We start from the raw sequence: 16,690 nt of genomic DNA, 5'->3' as shown, positions 1-16,690 counted from the left end.
CCTTCATTTGACTAAAGAAGCTCAATCATTATGAAAATAGAAATTCTCGACTCGAATCACAATCTACCCTTGCTAGTAGAACCTGAAACAGAACGCGAATCGTCTAATCTTGACTATCTTCTTTCATGGTACAGAGATAGTGAACTTTTAGAAGACAAATTTCTTAAACACGGAGCGATTATTTTTCGAGGCTTTGGTGTCAACACAATCTTGGCTTTTGGAAAATTTGTCAAATCTGTTTCAGGTAATTTAATGGATTATGTTGATGGAAATTCTCCCCGAACCCAACTAGCTAGTGGGATTTATACTTCAACCGAATATCCATCTGAATACTCCATTAGTTTGCATAATGAGTTATCCTACTCTAGCCAATGGCCAGACCAACTCTATTTTTGCTGTATTACTGCGCCTAAAGATGGCGGAGAAACACCGATTGCTGATAGTCGTCAAATCCTAAAAAGTCTTAACCCAAAGATTGTGGAAAAATTCACACTTAAACAAGTGAAGTATATCCGCAATTTACCTAGTAGTAATGGCATGGGAGTTTCATGGCAAGATTCTTTTAAAACTTCAGATAAGTCCCTAGTAGAAGAGCATAATAGAAAAGCTGGCATGGAATTTGAGTGGAAGAAGGATGGTGGATTGCGATTAAGCCAGATTCGCCCTGCTATTGCAACTCATCCTCATACAGATGAACAAGTTTGGTTTAATCAAGCCGAGCTATTTCATCCATCTACTCTTCCTAAAAATATATACGAAGCTATGATGTTTTATTTTGAGGGGAAGGAAGAGGAACTCCCTCACTATGCTTGCTTTGGCGACAATACTCCAATTGATGTTTCAATGCTAGATGAGATTAGAGAAACTATTGGTAAACAAACTGTTCTTTTTCCTTGGCAGGAGGGTGACGTTCTCGTCATAGATAATATGTTGGTTTGTCATGGACGAAGACCGTTTTTTGGTTCGAGGAAAATTTTGGTTTCTCTGTCAAATTTCTGATAACTTTAGCTGTAAGTGTAAGTAAATGTATCAATTCCAAGAGTCTCTTCCCAAACTGCCCTTGCCAAAACTCTCAGACACCTGCGATCGTTATATCGAGATGGTGACACCGCTGTTGAGTGAAACAGAATTAGAGCGAACCAAGGCAGCCGTAAGGGAATTTCAACAAGGGAGCGGAGTCGAACTACAGCAACAGTTGGAAATGGTTGATCGCTCAACTACTACTAACTATTTACAACAATTTAAAGAGGAAACCTATTTAGAAATGCGGTCCTCACAACTAAATATGAGAACCACAGGGGTGGCTTCGCCTGTCTTGACAACCTCGAAATATCCCTTCACCCAGATTGTCGCCATCATAATTTTTAAGACCCTTCAATTCCACCTGAAAATCAAATATCGGGAACTAGAGCCAGATCGGGATGTCTTTCGAGGAAACAAACCGCCCCTTTGTATGGCTCAGTATGACAATTTGTTTGGCACTGCGCGAATTCCAGGAATCAGGTGCGACAGCTTTCAAAGGGCGAAAAATTCCGAGCATATTGTGGTCATGCGACGGGATACATTTTACACCTTAAAGTTGCTCCCAGGAGATAAGTTGCCGACGGTGGAAGCTCTAGCACAGCAAATTGATTGGATTGTAGAAAATACTCATAAAGGGGAACCGCCTGTGGGAGTGCTGACAGCCCTCCCCAGAGAGCGGTGGGTAACAGTTCGCTCTTACCTCACGAACCTAGATGCAGAGAACGCTCGCTCTCTAGAACTATTGGATAGCGCCCTGTTTGTCGTCTGTTTGGACGAAATAACACCTCCCGATTTGGAAACACTAGCAAGAACTGCCTTCACTGGAGATGGTGGGCGAAACCGCTGGTTCGATAAACCGATCCGACTCGGTTTCAACTCTGAGGGTCAGTTCGCTGTAACAATTGAACACAGTAATGTCGATGGCTATCCGGTAGCGCGGTTGATAAACGAGGTCAACCGGGAGCTTGAATCTCTTGAAGAATCCCTAACAACCTCCAGTTCAATCGAACTTGAACCGCCACAGCAACTGTGGTGGAAATTAGACCAAACACTCTTAGAAGAAGTAGCGCAGGCATTAACAGATGCAGAGAGTCTGAGCGAACAAATTCAGATGGGGATAGGAATTTTCAACGAATTTGGGTCAGACTTTATTCATCAGCATGGTTTAAGTGCTGATGCTGTGTTTCTCCTGTCGCTACAGATTGCTTACACTCGCCTGCATAGTAAGATTCCTACTGGCGCTTGGCAAGCTGTACACAACAGAGGCTTCCGGTACGGGCGGCACGACTATGCATTGGTAGTTACACCCGAATCTGTAGAACTAATTCAAGCCTTTACTGAGGGAGCTTCAGACGAAGTGCGATATGAGTCCCTAAAACGTGCTGTTAACGCTCGTTTCTCGCGAGTGTTTGACGCTAAAAACGGGCAGGGAGTGGTCATGCACCTTTATGCACTTTATAGCTTAGCTCGCCATAAAGGTAGCGGTGTTCCCGATATTTTTCAAGATAAAACCTTTGAAGAATTTATCTTAGACCCAAGCTTCTCCGCTTCTACTCTAAGTAATAAAATGGGCGTAGAGATACTCTGCCCCAGTCCATATCGCGACTATGGAATCGGCTATGTAATCGATCAAAACAAGATTGCCTTTGCTGTAACGAGTAAACATCTACAGCCGGAAAAATTTATTTTCCTTCTGAAGCAGTGTCTTTTGGAAGTAGGTGAACTTATTAGATGTACAGCGAAGAGCAAGTGAAAATCAATTATTCAAAACTGGAGATTTTATGTCTAACACAGAAAATTACATTGAATGGGATGATTATACGGAACTATATCAAGCTTACTTGGATGACCCGTCCGAGAAAGTTTTGTCTACAACTGTTTTCCCAAGAATTTTACAAATACTAGGTAAAGTATCGGGGAAAACAGTGCTAGATTTCGGTTGTTCTATGGATCGATTCTCAAGAATAATGCACGATATGGGAGCAATGGTGACTGGTTATGATTTATCGCCTAAAGCGCTGGAGATTGCCAAGTCTCAGGATAGTAAGAGGAATATAGAATACTTGAGTAGACAAGAAGAATTACAAGAGAATTACTATGACATTGTTATTTGTATCATGGTCTTACTGTGTAATCCAAAAGCTCAAGCCTTTCAACTTGTAAACGATATTTACGCCTATACAAAGCCAGGTGGGATTGTTTGCTTTGTTAACACCAATGTAGCGACACTAGGACGTAGTTACCAAAGTTTTTTCCGCCAATTACCACAGGAGCAGAAGGAAGGAAGTCCATACCAAAATAGAATTTTCACACCAAAAGGATATCTAGTTATAACCGATTATTTTTACAGTCCGGAACATCTCAAACAAATGTTCGAGAATAACAAATTTCAACTACAAGGGGAAGAAATAATAGCAGAGCGATCTATCCTCCATATCTTAAAGAAAAATTTAGAGTAGTAGCGCATAGTAATGATTTGGTAGTTTTGCTTATTGCTCTATTTTGAGTGTCGTTAAAATTTGTCGTCTGAGTAAAATTGAGCCAGGGTAGAAAGATTCGTGACTAAAAAAGTGATAGCAATAGCTGGCGAAAGAAGTATGAGGCAGCTTAGCCATAACTCGATTTAGGCTAAATTTTCGCTTCGAGATGCCAAATTTTCCTTCAATAGCATTGCGAATTTTCTCGTCTTCAAACAGCGGTTTATCGAGCGCACAATCTGAGTCTACGAATGACACAGTGACCCTGGGTGGTCGTGGATCTGTCATCCCCATCCTTCCTTGCTTGCAAGATATCATCTTTAGACTTGCCGTCTCGAAACATTTTGAGAGCAGCATGAGGTTTTTCTCCATAAATTTTGATGAGATGCTCAATGCAAATTTTGGGTTTTGAATTTGTCATTTCCTGGGGTCACAAGTAATGGCCGACTGTTAATATCCTGATTGAAGCAACGCTCCAGAAAGCAAATCTGTTACTTTGAGTGTAACAGCCCACTGGTTCATATAAACAAGATCGAGTCGTTCCCCTTGCACCTTCAAAACTCCCAACACATCCCTCCACTGCTTTTGGGAACCGCCAGGAATTAGTTTGTACCAACTGAGTTTTTGCAGGACGATATCTTCGGGCGAGTAGATGTAAATTCCCTCTTGTTGTAAGCCGCTAACAGGGTAAAGTTGGCGACGACTCATCACCGAAGCCGAAAAAGGGTCATCGCTGCCCATCACAAAAATATCCGCTTTCTCCATAGAAGGCAAATATATGACATTGAACGATGATTCACGGGGTGCTGTTTTTGACTTAGCGATTGCTTCAGTCACAGCCGACTCGCTGATGTAAAACTCGCCTGACATGGCATCAATTAACCTCTGTGCTGTTCGCGATTCCAGGTCAATCACTAAGTCCAAATCTTGCGTAGATCTGTTTTCTCCCAACAGCGAACTTGCCACCGAACCGCCAACCACATAGGGAATATTCAGCGGTAGCAAGATGCTGGCTATTTTTTGCGTTAATTCGATCGGATCTGCAATCACGAGTTCACCCCAATCTTTACTGTCTGATAAAACTTCTATCCACTCAGCACCCAAGCACCTTTTAATAAATTCTTGTCGAACTTTTGCCTCAGTAGCATTGGGATACTGGTTCTTTATTCCAGATATTGCCAGCCTTCGCACCGCTTGATTGAAAGCACAAGTCCGTTGTACTTTTTGTGGGAGCGTTAACTGTCGCAATAGCTGAAACATCAGCACATCCGCCTCAATGCTGGTATCAATAGATTGGGGCTTGTATCCTGATTTGACTGTGACTGTTGGCATTGGTGGCATGATGCAAACTTGCTCCCAGGCATAGATTTCAAAATTATATTACAGAATCCAAGTTTTTCAGACCGCTTTATAAAAATGATATTTTTTCTTACTTATAATGAAATTTTAACCATGAAAAGACTTGCTATAATGATGTCCAAAGCAAAAGCAATAGTTACCAGAGCCACTAACCAGGTGGCAAGGTTTAGACGTTGTAAGGTTTAATTATTTAACTACAAATTCTGACTAAGAGTTTTTTACACAACTGTTCTTGAGAGATATGAAGATATGGACTTAAATCAAACGTCTGGCAATCAGCGATGGCGAGGCCGACTAATAAAAGCTGGAGGGGGTATTCTACTAATCTTCGGCACAGGTTTAAGCGTTTTTACCTGGAAACTCTTCTCGCCACCTTCTGTTGACCGGCTACCACTTCCCAAAACTTTGGTTTCTTTAGAGTCGCCACAAGGACAACAGCTACTGAACCAGAGCAAGAGCAAACAGGATTTTCAACCGCTTAGCACCCACATTGAAACTCAAAAACGTCCAGCCTATTGTGGTGTGGCTAGCAGTGTGACGGTTCTGAATGCACTCGGCAGCAAAAGACAGGGATATCGCCCCCTAAGCCAAGACACCTTTTTTAACGGTCAAACCCAGAATATCCGTTCTTCTTATGCAGTCACTTTTTCGGGGATGACTCTGGATGAATTAGCGGCTTTGCTCAGAAGTCACAACGTCAAAGTTGAGGTCTACTATGCGTCGGAGACAACACTTAACCAATTTCGTACCCAAGCTAAAGCCAATCTTGCCCGTTCTGGCGACTATATAATTGTGAACTACCAACGCTCTGTTTTAGGTCAGGGTAAAAGCGGGCATATTTCTCCCCTTGCTGCCTATCACGAGCAAAGCGATCGGTTTCTGATTGAAGACGTAGCCAGTTATAAATATCCGCCTGTATGGGCTTCTACGGAGAATCTTTGGAAAGCGATGAATACTACTGATTCATTTTCCAAAAAGACACGCGGCTATCTCGTTGTGCGTCAGTAAGATAGAGAATTAGAGATTGCCTAGTGGGGTGTGAGCAAAAGTAATTGAAGCATTATTCTATCTTTGATTTAAACTTTATCAGTTTTAAGTTGACTCAACGGCACTAAAGTTGTTGAAAAAGCGAACTGCTGTTTTTTCGAGAGTTGGATTAAGTTCATTCACATCACCAGCAATGTATATCTCCAAGTCCTTAAAGTAATTTTCCGCTATCGAAGCAACCCAGCTTCCCTCACCCTTGTAGTAATCAAGACCTCCGCAAAAGCTTTTTACGATTTACCAGTATGACTTTATAACTCTCAACAGCAAATCTTACCCTAAGCCAAAGTTTAACTATTTAAACACGCTATAGGTATCAACACCGGAGCTGCCATCGCCCGAACTAAACTTGCTGATTCGGGCGAGCGCTACGTTAAGAAATTCCCCCGACCGATGCAGCAGTGCAGTATTTGTGGCAAACTCTCTGGTATCGGGTCGGTATACACCAAGATGAAAATAGAGGGACACGGGCAGGCCAAGATACTCACGCAGGAGGAAATCGAGCTTTTGTTCAACGAAGGTTTGCAAAGCGATCGCGATCGCACCCTCTTTGGGATTTGTCTGTACACCGCTTGCCGCATTGCCGAAGCGTGCAGCTTGAAAGTCATCGATGTTTTCACCCCGGCGAATGTCATCCGCTCCGAAATGATCATCCGCAAGGGCAACACCAAAGGCAAGCTCGGCACCCGCACTATCCCGATCATTCAAGAGTTGAGGCTGCTGTTAGAAACCTACAAACATCCCTCACACCCCTACCTATTCCCCAGCCGCCACCTCAATCACCGCTGGAAACACGCAAACCCGGAAGCCGCCTCTCACCTGTTCCAAGAAGCCTGCGAACGAGTTGGCATCATCGGCGCTTCCACCCACAGCCTCAGAAGGTCGGCACTCACTCAGATGAGCAACGCGGGTATCCCATTGCGGATTATTCAAGAAATCAGCGGACACCGCAACTTAGAACAGCTACAGAAATACTTAGAAGTGCGGCCCGACCAAGTAAGGGGAGCCGTCTCTGCACTTTCTACCCTTTCCTACGTCAGGAAAATTCCATATCCTGATATAGCACCCTCAACCCCAGAAAATCCGTTGCCCCCTCACCAACTGTCACAAGGCCAAGCAGACTCCTCGGCCCAAGAAATTCCCGACTGGTGACGAGCAATTTTAGATTTTAGATTTTAGATTTTAGATTTTAGATTTTAGATTTTGGATTGACACTCGCGCATCAAGAGCATCGAATGCCGATCGCTTTCTTTCCCAAGGCAGAAGCCCTCACCCCTGGATTTGTTAAAATCGTTGGTCATGTGGAGCAGGTGCATCTACGAAACCGGCTCAAAGGAGAATTGACAGACAATGTGGCTTAAATTTGGTGTTGCTCTCAGTGGCGAACTGACGGGCATTGATGATGTTGCGCGTGGAAAAACTAACCTTGCTTGTCTCTACTGCGGTGGCGGATTGACAGCAAAAAAAGGTTCGGTGAAAGAGCACCACTTCGCGCACACCGGGGAGACTTGCAAGCCCGTGTCACAGCGGATTAAAACCAAAGCGTTTCCCTCGCTGCCCCTCTACGAGCATTTCAACATCGAACTCAAGGGTGAGGAATTGGAACAGTTGAAGGTGCTGTGGAAGTGCGATTCGTTGATTAGTGAATCTCGGTAATCAATCCGTAAATAACTAATCCAGTGAAACTTGACCCCTAGGTTGAGCACTGAACTCTCAGATTGATGAAGGTGCAAGTCCTTCCCGCAAGATTCATGCGTGACTCCTTATCTGCTCACACCGACCAAGCTCAATTCTTGGAGAGTGAAGCTGGGAACAGGGCACAATCAGACGGCTGTTATGGGCTGACACTGGTGCTAACAGGGAGTTCCTACGGTGAAACCGAGCCTAAAAAAGTAACTTACACCTAGGCAGGGCATAACTTAAAAAACCCTGACCTCATCAGAGCTAAAGCCCGACGCATCATTTCCACAATAGCGTCCAGAATCTTGGGTTTCTGATAGTTAAAATGGCTACACCTAATGGAACAATCAATCATCTGAGGGAACGAATAAAAACGACTTGAGAGTCATGGATACGTCGATTTCCATGTAGGTAAGATGAGATACGGAACTCTCTCAAGACGGGTAGGATGCGAAGTAATTTTCGCAAGGTATTCAGAAAACACTCAACAGAGCAGAGCATGATTAGACACAGTAGTAATACCAGTGAATCTTGGAAGAATCTACCGTGGAAGAAGTTCCGCAAAGATTTATTTCGCCTACAAAAGAGAGTGTTCAAAGCGGTTCAAGCAGGAAACAAGCGGAAAGCGCAGTCTCTGCAAAGACTTATTCTGAAATCCAAAGCTGCTAGATTCCTAGCAATTCGACAAGTAACACAGCTAAACGCTGGCAAGAAAACAGCAGGTGTTGACGGTGTAAAATCTCTCGGCTTTACAGGACGTTTCTACCTAGAAACAATACTTAAAGAGTCGGCAGGTAATTGGCATCATCAAGGACTACGGGAAATCCCAATCCCAAAAAAGGACGGGACAACCAGAATGCTAAAAATCCCAACTATCGCGGATAGAGCTTGGCAATGCCTCGCTAAATACGCTTTAGAACCAGCACACGAAGCAACATTCCATGCTTACAGCTACGGGTTCAGAGCCGGACGCTCCGCGCACGATGCACAGAAAATCCTGTTCAACAATCTAAGAAGCTACTGTAATGGAATGGAAAAACGAGTGATCGAACTCGACATAGAAAAATGCTTCGACAGGATTAGTCACACCACCATAATGGACAACTTAATTGCGCCCAAAGGTATCAAGCTCGGAATCTTCCGATGCCTAAAAGCTGGGGTCAACCCCGATTTCCCGGAACAAGGAACTCCTCAAGGTGGGGTGGTGAGTCCCCTATTAGCCAACATCGCTCTTAACGGGATTGAAAGTATTCACAGATACCATAAGGATGGATTTAGAATAACGGACAAAACCCCAGCGTCAAACATTGTCGAAACATCAATCCGTTATGCGGATGATATGGTGATAATGCTTAGACCTCAAGACGATGCAGTCAAAATACTTGCCGACATTGATAGTTTTTTAGCAGCAAGAGGAATGATGGTAAGTGCTAAAAAGACCAAGATTACCGCCGCGACAGATGGCTTCGACTTTCTCGGCTGGCATTTTAAAGTGTTAAGCGACGGAAGATTTAAAAGCTACCCCTCTGTGGATAACTTTAAAAAGTTCCGTTTGAAGGTAAAGAACATCGTTAATTGCTCGAATTATGGTTCTAAGGTAAAAGCCGAAAAGCTAGCACCAATAGTTAGAGGATGGAGAAATTACCATAGGTTCTGTGATATGTCAGGAGCAAGGTTTTCACTTTGGTTCTTAAATCACAGAACATACACGGTATTTAACAAGGAATCCAAAAATACCAGAGAATCAAGCGTTAAGCTTGTTAAGAAGGCATTTCCAACGGTTCCTTACTCCGAAAACAAACACATCTCCGTCAAAGGGGATAAATCGCCCTATGACGGAGATTTAACTTATTGGAGCGAACGCAATAGTAAGTTATACGATGATTTGACCTCTAAAGCCCTTAAAAAGCAAAACCATTCATGCGGTCATTGTGGGATGAAATTTATGAGCGACGAGCGAGTAAATCTACATCACATCGACGAGAATCATGATAACTGGAAACCTAAAAATCTTCTAGCAATCCACGAATCCTGTCATGACTATTCACACATGAGCAAAAGGGTCACTCCCTAAGAATATCGGGAGCTGGATGCACGGAAACGGGCACGTCCAGTTCGTGCGGTTCGTTTCTATGAAACTAGCCTGTATGGGTTAGGGGATTAGAGCCTTTACGCCGCCTTGGGTGCAAGCCCTAAAAGATAGTAAAGGTAACTTCAGTTGAGTGTGAGTGCGTCAAACTCAAATTTGACAAGTCTTACCCGCTAGGAATGGCGTGATGCCAAAACTGCCCACATGGATAGAGAACAAACTCTAAAAATGAAGCTGGGGACAGAACGAGAATAACAAACCTGAGATGGGAGCAACTCGTATAGGTAAGTAGTCAAGGTTAAACATTAGTTGAACTCTCGGAAAAAGCGTCTGAGCGTGAACGACCGAAATCAAGGTCGAACAACGACACAACATAACACTTCAAGTGTGAAAATACCCGCATTATTTTGAACTGGATAAATGCAATTCTGGGAAATCGTGGGCGAAATGAGAGAACCTAAAACTACAAAATAACTCAACAGAGGAACGAATAAAACTGCTCTTTCAACCTTCAATTTTAGAAGATTAACTTTTCAAATTGTGGACTCCTTAAATAAGGGTTAGCGGGTAGAGTTGGTAAGATGTACTCAAAAATTCAAGAAATAAGGACTCTTGGAAAACTGGGTACGGTTTACATAGAAAATGTTCATTCAGGCGTAGAGAATGTTATGGCAACGGAGTTAAATCCAGTTGATAAATGGAAATCAATTCCTTGGCGCAAGCTGCGGAAAATTGTGTTTCGCCTACAAGTGAGAATATTCAAGGCTCAGAAGAACGGTAACGTGTTCCTAGTGCGTAAGCTTCAGAAACTTTTATTAAGCTCCAGAGCAGCGAAATTGCTTGCTGTTCGGCAAGTGACACAGTTAAATACTGGACGGAAAACCGCAGGGGTGGATGGAAAGAAAGCCCTCGAACCCTCACAAAGACTGGCACTATTTGAAGTGTTAGTTAAGAACTGGAAGCAATGGAAACATCAGCCCCTAAAGCGAGTGTACATCCCCAAAGTAGACGGAACTAAAAGAGGACTAGGAATCCCGACCATTAGCGACAGAGCATATCAATGTCTCATCAAATATGCCTTGGAACCAGTAGCAGAAGCTACGTTCAACGCTCATTCTTATGGGTTTAGACCTAGCAGAAGCTGCCATGATATTCAGAGACAATTATTCAATAATCTAAACTCTAGCAGTAATGGGTTAGAAAAAAGAATTTTGGAATTGGATATTGAAAAATGTTTCGACAAGATTGACCACAAATTCTTAATGCAATCAGTCCAACTACCAAAGGCAGCAAAACAAGGGATATTTCGGGCAATAAAAGCTGGAGTCAGAGGAGAATTTCCTTCATCAGAATCCGGTACGCCCCAAGGGGGAGTTTTCAGCCCATTACTAGCAAATATAGTCCTTCACGGATTAGAGAATGTTGGTCATGAGGTCAGATTAAAAATCAGAAATGGTGGCAGATATATAGACACTATTACTGGATTTCGTTATGCGGATGACGTTGTGTTTATTCTGAAACCAGAAGACGACCCTGAACCCCTCCGAGGACACATTGATAAATTCTTGGAAACAAGAGGATTAAAAGTTAAAGAAGCCAAAACCAAAGTCGTACATAGTACAGATGGTTTCGACTTCCTTGGGTGGAACTTCTTAGTTAAACCCAATGGTAAATTCATTTCAACACCAAGTCAAAAAGCTACAATTAGCATTAAGGCAAAAGTTAAAGAAGTGATAAAAGATAGTCGTTTCACTCTCGAACATCGCATCAACAAGTGTGGTTCGGTAGTAAGAGGGTGGAGAAATTACCATAGATTCTGCGATATGAGTCAACACAACCTGTGGTCACTGCGCTATTGGTTATGGAAATTCATTCGGAAACAAGGAAGATACAATCGTTATCAAACCAATAAGGTTATAAAAAGAGCAATTCCTGCAGTTAGTTGGTCAGCCTGCAAGTTTGTCATTGTCAAGGGAGATAAATCACCCTATGATGGCGATTTTGTTTACTGGTCAAAACGAGAGAATGCTCACTACGATGGGATAACGGCACGACTTCTCAAGAAACAGAATCACAAATGTACAGAATGTAATCTATCGTTCATTTCAGGTGATATTGCAGAATTACACCATATCGACGGCAACCATGACAATTGGAAACCTATAAATTTGGAAGTTCTACATCGTGAATGTCACCAGCATCAGACCGTTCACGGTCAGGTGAGAGTCCGAACAGCGGGTTAAACCCGACTTATTAGGTGTCAGACTAGGAGCCGGATGCAGTGAAAGCTGCACGTCCGCGTTCTGAAGGAGAGGTGTCCCGTGGTAACACAGGCATCGACTCTAATTAACTGAGAGGTGCTGGGGATAATACCCCACATCGACTCAACCAGAGTACGGAGCCCAAAAGCGATCGATTCCCAAAGACTTGGTAAACTTTCGGTGGGAGCTCAAAGGATTGCTGGAATCATCGGGCGATCGCTGTTATCAGTTTACCGACTTGGGTAAAATCCCAGTGGGTGCGCTTCCCCTGGCGTTATTCAACCGAGTCCAAGAACCCCTGCTGGTGTCAGAGTTGGCTTCATTGGAAGGCTCTGTAGAGATTGCTGAAGCTGCGGGGTTATCTTGCTTAGAAGAACGGCGGGCTGATTTGCTGATTTATCGAGCACAGCTTCGTCGGATTCTGGTGAACTCGCTCTATTTCCTTGAGGTAAAAGCGGACGGGAACACGTTCTATAAAATTGGCATTACTACTAGAGCGATCGAGGAACGCATCGCCGAGGTGCAGCGGGATGTGAAAGCGCATTACTCGGATGTGGTTGTCAATTTGCTAGGGTTGTGGGAACATCGGGGGAATGTGGAGCTGTATTTCAAACACCGATATCAACCCTTTAACTACCGTATTGGCAAACTGACCGAGTATTTTGTGTTTCCGAACGTCAAGGCTATTTTGAATGATTTGTATGAAATGGAACCCAAACTGCTGAGTGAGATTGAGGTGGAGGTTCTCAGACAAATTCAAGAGCAATCAGATTCCGCTGCCAATTAATCGATCTACAGCATTCGCACGGGCTTTGCAAACCTATCCCATTAATTGAGTTAAGGGATACGAGCAGAGTGTCCCACCAAATCCATAAAATCTATCCTTGCTCGCTCGAAGCGGTGGGGGCATAATGTAGGGTCAGACTCCTCGTTCTACCCCGCTCACTTTAAAGAAAATTTAGAATAATCAGGGGAACAAATTCAATGGCAAAAAAAGCAAAAAAACTCTGGCTTTCTTCTTCTGGCAAACAGTCTAAACCTACAGTGCCTGATACTGAGAAACAATTAATCGAACAAAAATGCAATGAGTTAATTGAAACAGAATTCAATCCCAAATATATCGAATCTCCACCCACAGACCATGATTTCAACTATCGAACGGATATCTTTGGCAAGTGGTATCGCAACTACTTTTACTTCTGCTCAACTTACAATTGTCCGAGTCCGAGGGCGATTTCCCCGTCTTTTGAGTCTCGCTCCGCCCGCCTAGAATATGTTGGGCCAGATTGTTTTAATGTGGCCTACATGAGACATACGGGGCAATGGTGGGAAATTCTGCATGGTTTGTCTTTAGAAGAATGTTTATCGGAAATTAGAAACAATCCCTTGTTACATCCTTAATCGTTGCTCTAATTGGCAATCGTTCTTTTAATTATCGAATTGGCTCTCCTGACGTTCGTATTTTGTGTTTCCCGATGTCAAGGTTGTGTTGAACGATTTGTACGCAATGGAACCCAAAGTGCTGTAGGCTGTTGAGGTGGATGCAATTAACGGAGCGAGTGCGAACAACACGGATGGCTGAATTCCGCAGTTTGCTATAAGTCTAGTTACTCGCTCAGTTAACAGCCGTTTTGTGCAAATGTCGGCTCAATAACCTACTGAAAATCATGAAAGCAGACACCATCGAAATTGTTGGTTTTCACGCGCATATTTACTTTGACAATGATAGTCGCGATGCTGCTGCGTGCGTGCGAGAAGGATTGACTCAGTTTGAGGTGCAGCTAGGGCGCTGGCACGACAAACCCATAGGCCCCCACCCCCAAGCGATGTATCAAGTTGCCTTTTTACCCTCGCAGTTTGGCAAAGTCGTTCCCTGGTTGATGCTCCATCGCGAGGAACTAAATATTCTCGTCCATCCCGAAACAGGAGATGATGTGGCAGACCATACAACACATTCTTTGTGGCTGGGAGAAAAACTAGAGCTGAATGTCGAAGTTCTGCGACCTAGGACAGCCAATACGAAGTTCTCGCGTCATCATTCTCAACGGTGGATTGTTCTATGTAGAGCAAACACTACTTGCTAGGTTCGGTAGTCCGCAAACTAAATTCTTTGCTCAGAGATATTATTGATTAATTAGTCAAAAACAGGCTAATCTTTGGCAATTGTAAATTATTTGAACTAAGAAATGACAGTTAAAGCTATTTCCGCCACCATCCTTTTAGGTGTAATTCCGCTTCATGTTTACCAGTTACCCGACGGCGGCTACAAAGTCGATGCGATTGGAGTTATGAATGCGGTGGACAAAAAGGGTAGTGCCTTGAGCCGGTTTCTTACTGGGAAATCGGCTTTAGCTCTGCCTTTTGGCGGATACAATTTTACGCAAGCTCAAAGCATTCCAGTGGAAGGCAACGCTCAACTAATCAAGCCCATTCCCATTGCATTAGCTACAGCATACTGGCTCAATGAAGCAACCTTCATGCAACGTAAAAGCTCAAGCTTTAGTTCAAGCCAGCATGGCTGAATCTATCGAACGGCGGGCTGATGCAGCATTCAGCATCAAGCGTACTGAACCAGAGTACAATGTGCGGTTTGGTGAATTCGTTGAGTCAGTTATGTTGGAGAACCGGCAAGAGATTACGAACAGGAGATTGCCCGGTGACGATTTGTACTTGCCAGATGGGATTAATTGACCAGAAGTGCGATCGTTCCTACAGCTACGCTAGTTTATTGATTAAAGTTTGCCCCGAAACACAGCTATGTACATCTCCCGTCTTCAGTTACTTAATTACAAGTCCTTCCGGGATTCTGGGGTGTTAGAATTCCAACCCGGCATCAACATTATTGTGGGAGCCAACAATTCAGGGAAAACAGCGTTGCTGGAAGCTCTGAGCCTGAGTTTTAAGGACATCCCCCACCGAAGTTTAAAAACAGCAGGGGATGCCGATCCATCCTCGCACGTCCAAGTTTCTCTAGTAGCGGATAAGTCGGCAATTAAAGAAGTCGCTCAAATAATATCAAGCGATTTTCAGTTCGTTTACAGTGCTAACAAAACAGACCGGAACCTAACGGCTGAGACTATGCACCGCCTTTTCTTAGATTGGTTTGATGCTCCTGCTGCGGTCGAAACTAGAGTATGCTTATTGGGTGATTGCAAGGTTGTTGAAGTTGAAAAAAGCTTGACTAATGACCTAACCTTTAACGTCTATTGTATCAACAAACAAGACTATTATATTGATAAAATAGCTGGCACTAAGTTTAATAGGTGTACTGTAGACAGCGAAATAACAACCAGACTTGTCGAATATTTTAGCCGCCACACATACAGGCTTTATGCCGAACGCCCCAATTTGGCAAGCTGCTTTTTTGGCGATCGGTCTGAACTGGAGCCTGACGGCTCGAATTTGGCTGAAGTCCTGAATCAACTTCAACTTTCTGGAAAAAAGAAACTTTTTAATCGTTTCTTAACCTATGTATCCGCTATTTTTCCAGAAATAGGTTTAGTTTCTGTCAGACCTAAGCCAAACCTCAAAGATTTTACCGGAAGTGATACGAGTCGCAGAAGCCGCGAATTAGAAATTCTAATCTGGTCGCAAGAAGCGGCTGAAAATGATAAAGAAGATTTAGCATTTCCCTTGTCAGAGTGCGGAACGGGGACAGGACAGGTTTTGGCGATTCTTTACGCGGTGTTGGCTTCCCCAACTCCTAGAACAATAATTATTGACGAACCCCAATCTTATTTGCATCCAGGGGCGGCCAAGAAGCTGATACAAATTCTCAAAGAGTTTCCGCAGCACCAATATTTTATTGCCACTCATTCGGCCGAGATTATTGCTGCTGCCAATCCCTCAACTATCGTGAAGCTTCGATATGAGGATGGCGAAACCCAAGCATCAACGATGAATGCGGGAGATATTAGGGAACAGCGCTCTCTTTTAGCTGAACTGGGAGTGAGTTTGTCTGATGTTTTTGGTGCCGACAGCATTCTCTGGGTGGAAGGGCCCACCGAAGAGCAGTGCTTTCCGCTCATATTGGAAAAGCTAGCTCCAAAACTCTCGACAGGAACTAAAATTGTCAGCATCAAAAACACGGGGGATTTATTGGGAAAGAAAGCTCACTTTGCTGATGTGATGTTTGACCTATACCAACGGCTCAGCGGTGGGAATAATTTGTACCCTCCTGCTGTTGGTTTTGTATTCGATAAAGAGTGTTTGTCGGAGCTGGATATTGAGGATCTACGGAGAAGGAAGCCGCATCCGATTAAATTCATCAAAAGGCGAATGTATGAAAATTACCTGCTCCATCCCGATGCTATAGCAGCCGCACTCAATTATGAAGATGCGGGGCGAGAACAACCGGTTAGTGGCGAAGAAGTTCGAGAACGGCTCGAAACCCATAAATTAAATAAGAATTACTTCCCAAAACCCGATATTCAGCGCTCAAAAGACGATACTCCAAAACATCTAGCTAATGCCAAATGGATTGACAAAATTGATGCTGCAAAAGTGCTCGCTGCGCTATTTGCCGAGTTATCAGAAGCGCGGGTCCAGTTTAAAAAAACCTCGCACTCACTAATGCTCACGGAATGGCTGCTTGAAAATAACCCAGAACACTTTGCCGATCTAGCCCAATTTTTGCGAGATATCCTTGACAAAGGTAAGGCAGCGCTGGATTGACGCGAGTGCGATCGCTCCCAACATCCCAATTTTTGGAAAACTAAACCCAGACCAAAACTTCAACACCCCCGCCATGCCGCCAT

Annotated in this window: 16 protein-coding genes and 1 pseudogene; 15 read left to right on the top strand and 2 right to left on the bottom strand. The window is 43.7% G+C overall.

What is annotated here, in order from left to right; translation table 11 throughout:
• Nucleotides 1–30 precede the first annotated feature (30 nt).
• From QUB04_RS04065 to QUB04_RS04055, 3 genes are read left to right on the top strand one after another with little or no spacing between them, the layout of a single operon-like run.
• A complete protein-coding gene (locus QUB04_RS04065) occupies nt 31–999 on the top strand; it encodes a TauD/TfdA family dioxygenase (RefSeq protein WP_333281370.1) in 969 nt (322 codons plus the stop codon).
• A 25-nt stretch (nt 1,000–1,024) separates the two neighbouring features.
• Entirely contained in the window at nt 1,025–2,776 is a 1,752-nt protein-coding gene (locus QUB04_RS04060; protein ID WP_333281366.1) for a choline/carnitine O-acyltransferase, read from the top strand.
• A 28-nt stretch (nt 2,777–2,804) separates the two neighbouring features.
• A complete protein-coding gene (locus QUB04_RS04055) occupies nt 2,805–3,482 on the top strand; it encodes a methyltransferase domain-containing protein (protein WP_333281363.1) in 678 nt (225 codons plus the stop codon).
• A 53-nt stretch (nt 3,483–3,535) separates the two neighbouring features.
• On the opposite strand, the pseudogene QUB04_RS04050 reads toward QUB04_RS04055, so the two are convergent.
• Nucleotides 3,536–3,710, bottom strand: a pseudogene (locus QUB04_RS04050) (transposase); the annotation flags it as partial.
• A 240-nt stretch (nt 3,711–3,950) separates the two neighbouring features.
• Nucleotides 3,951–4,841, bottom strand: coding sequence for a hypothetical protein (locus tag QUB04_RS04045; protein WP_333281360.1), 891 nt, complete (start codon nt 4,839–4,841; stop codon nt 3,951–3,953).
• 267 nt (nt 4,842–5,108) lie between these two features.
• Between QUB04_RS04045 and QUB04_RS04040 the strand changes: the two genes are divergently transcribed.
• The 12 genes from QUB04_RS04040 (at nt 5,109) to QUB04_RS03985 (ending at nt 16,607) form a co-directional block, all read left to right on the top strand.
• Nucleotides 5,109–5,867, top strand: a complete 759-nt coding sequence (locus tag QUB04_RS04040; RefSeq protein WP_333281358.1) for a phytochelatin synthase family protein — start codon at nt 5,109–5,111, stop codon at nt 5,865–5,867.
• A gap of 429 nt (nt 5,868–6,296) precedes the next feature.
• A complete protein-coding gene (locus QUB04_RS04035) occupies nt 6,297–7,055 on the top strand; it encodes a site-specific integrase (protein ID WP_333281355.1) in 759 nt (252 codons plus the stop codon).
• A 198-nt stretch (nt 7,056–7,253) separates the two neighbouring features.
• A complete protein-coding gene (locus QUB04_RS04030; protein WP_333281350.1) occupies nt 7,254–7,559 on the top strand; it encodes a hypothetical protein in 306 nt (101 codons plus the stop codon).
• Between the two features lie 95 nt (nt 7,560–7,654).
• The gene (locus tag QUB04_RS04025; protein ID WP_333050788.1) at nt 7,655–7,810 is read left to right on the top strand and encodes a hypothetical protein; all 156 of its coding nucleotides are present in this window, start codon (nt 7,655–7,657) and stop codon (nt 7,808–7,810) included.
• A 272-nt stretch (nt 7,811–8,082) separates the two neighbouring features.
• Nucleotides 8,083–9,657: a reverse transcriptase domain-containing protein gene (locus QUB04_RS04020; protein WP_333281347.1), complete on the top strand. Its 1,575-nt coding sequence runs from the start codon at nt 8,083–8,085 to the stop codon at nt 9,655–9,657.
• A 596-nt stretch (nt 9,658–10,253) separates the two neighbouring features.
• Nucleotides 10,254–11,915, top strand: a complete 1,662-nt coding sequence (gene ltrA / locus QUB04_RS04015) for a group II intron reverse transcriptase/maturase (RefSeq protein WP_333281344.1) — start codon at nt 10,254–10,256, stop codon at nt 11,913–11,915.
• A 184-nt stretch (nt 11,916–12,099) separates the two neighbouring features.
• Nucleotides 12,100–12,720 carry a GIY-YIG nuclease family protein gene (locus tag QUB04_RS04010; protein ID WP_333281341.1) on the top strand — a complete coding sequence of 207 codons (621 nt, stop codon included), beginning with the start codon at nt 12,100–12,102 and terminating at the stop codon, nt 12,718–12,720.
• Between the two features lie 197 nt (nt 12,721–12,917).
• Entirely contained in the window at nt 12,918–13,334 is a 417-nt protein-coding gene (locus tag QUB04_RS04005) for a DUF3024 domain-containing protein (protein ID WP_333281338.1), read from the top strand.
• 266 nt (nt 13,335–13,600) lie between these two features.
• Nucleotides 13,601–14,017 (top strand): DOPA 4,5-dioxygenase family protein, encoded by a 417-nt coding sequence (locus QUB04_RS04000; protein WP_333281335.1) that lies wholly within the window; start codon nt 13,601–13,603, stop codon nt 14,015–14,017.
• Between the two features lie 102 nt (nt 14,018–14,119).
• Complete coding sequence (locus QUB04_RS03995; RefSeq protein WP_333103582.1) at nt 14,120–14,455, top strand: hypothetical protein; 336 nt, start codon at nt 14,120–14,122, stop codon at nt 14,453–14,455.
• Nucleotides 14,448–14,624, top strand: coding sequence for a hypothetical protein (locus QUB04_RS03990; RefSeq protein WP_333103583.1), 177 nt, complete (start codon nt 14,448–14,450; stop codon nt 14,622–14,624). Before QUB04_RS03995 ends, QUB04_RS03990 begins: the two co-directional genes overlap by 8 nt.
• 66 nt (nt 14,625–14,690) lie before the next feature.
• On the top strand, nt 14,691–16,607 hold the full coding sequence (locus QUB04_RS03985) for an AAA family ATPase (RefSeq protein ID WP_333281332.1): 1,917 nt from the start codon (nt 14,691–14,693) through the stop codon (nt 16,605–16,607).
• Nucleotides 16,608–16,690: the final 83 nt, after the last annotated feature.

Origin of the sequence: Microcoleus sp. D2_18a_B4, from assembly GCF_036702475.1 — a bacterium.
Taxonomy (GTDB): Bacteria; Cyanobacteriota; Cyanobacteriia; order Cyanobacteriales; family Microcoleaceae; genus Microcoleus.
Note: the sequence above shows the minus strand (reverse complement) of the source record. Positions and strands in the feature narration are given on the sequence as shown.

Coding starts and splice junctions, on each gene's coding strand:
- QUB04_RS04065 (WP_333281370.1), top strand. CDS start 31: ATGAAAATAGAAATTCTCGACTCGAATCACAATCTACCCTTGCTAGTA.
- QUB04_RS04060 (WP_333281366.1), top strand. CDS start 1,025: ATGTATCAATTCCAAGAGTCTCTTCCCAAACTGCCCTTGCCAAAACTC.
- QUB04_RS04055 (WP_333281363.1), top strand. CDS start 2,805: ATGTCTAACACAGAAAATTACATTGAATGGGATGATTATACGGAACTA.
- QUB04_RS04045 (WP_333281360.1), bottom strand. CDS start 4,841: ATGCCACCAATGCCAACAGTCACAGTCAAATCAGGATACAAGCCCCAA.
- QUB04_RS04040 (WP_333281358.1), top strand. CDS start 5,109: ATGGACTTAAATCAAACGTCTGGCAATCAGCGATGGCGAGGCCGACTA.
- QUB04_RS04035 (WP_333281355.1), top strand. CDS start 6,297: ATGCAGCAGTGCAGTATTTGTGGCAAACTCTCTGGTATCGGGTCGGTA.
- QUB04_RS04030 (WP_333281350.1), top strand. CDS start 7,254: ATGTGGCTTAAATTTGGTGTTGCTCTCAGTGGCGAACTGACGGGCATT.
- QUB04_RS04025 (WP_333050788.1), top strand. CDS start 7,655: ATGCGTGACTCCTTATCTGCTCACACCGACCAAGCTCAATTCTTGGAG.
- QUB04_RS04020 (WP_333281347.1), top strand. CDS start 8,083: ATGATTAGACACAGTAGTAATACCAGTGAATCTTGGAAGAATCTACCG.
- ltrA (WP_333281344.1), top strand. CDS start 10,254: ATGTACTCAAAAATTCAAGAAATAAGGACTCTTGGAAAACTGGGTACG.
- QUB04_RS04005 (WP_333281338.1), top strand. CDS start 12,918: ATGGCAAAAAAAGCAAAAAAACTCTGGCTTTCTTCTTCTGGCAAACAG.
- QUB04_RS04000 (WP_333281335.1), top strand. CDS start 13,601: ATGAAAGCAGACACCATCGAAATTGTTGGTTTTCACGCGCATATTTAC.
- QUB04_RS03995 (WP_333103582.1), top strand. CDS start 14,120: ATGACAGTTAAAGCTATTTCCGCCACCATCCTTTTAGGTGTAATTCCG.
- QUB04_RS03990 (WP_333103583.1), top strand. CDS start 14,448: ATGGCTGAATCTATCGAACGGCGGGCTGATGCAGCATTCAGCATCAAG.
- QUB04_RS03985 (WP_333281332.1), top strand. CDS start 14,691: ATGTACATCTCCCGTCTTCAGTTACTTAATTACAAGTCCTTCCGGGAT.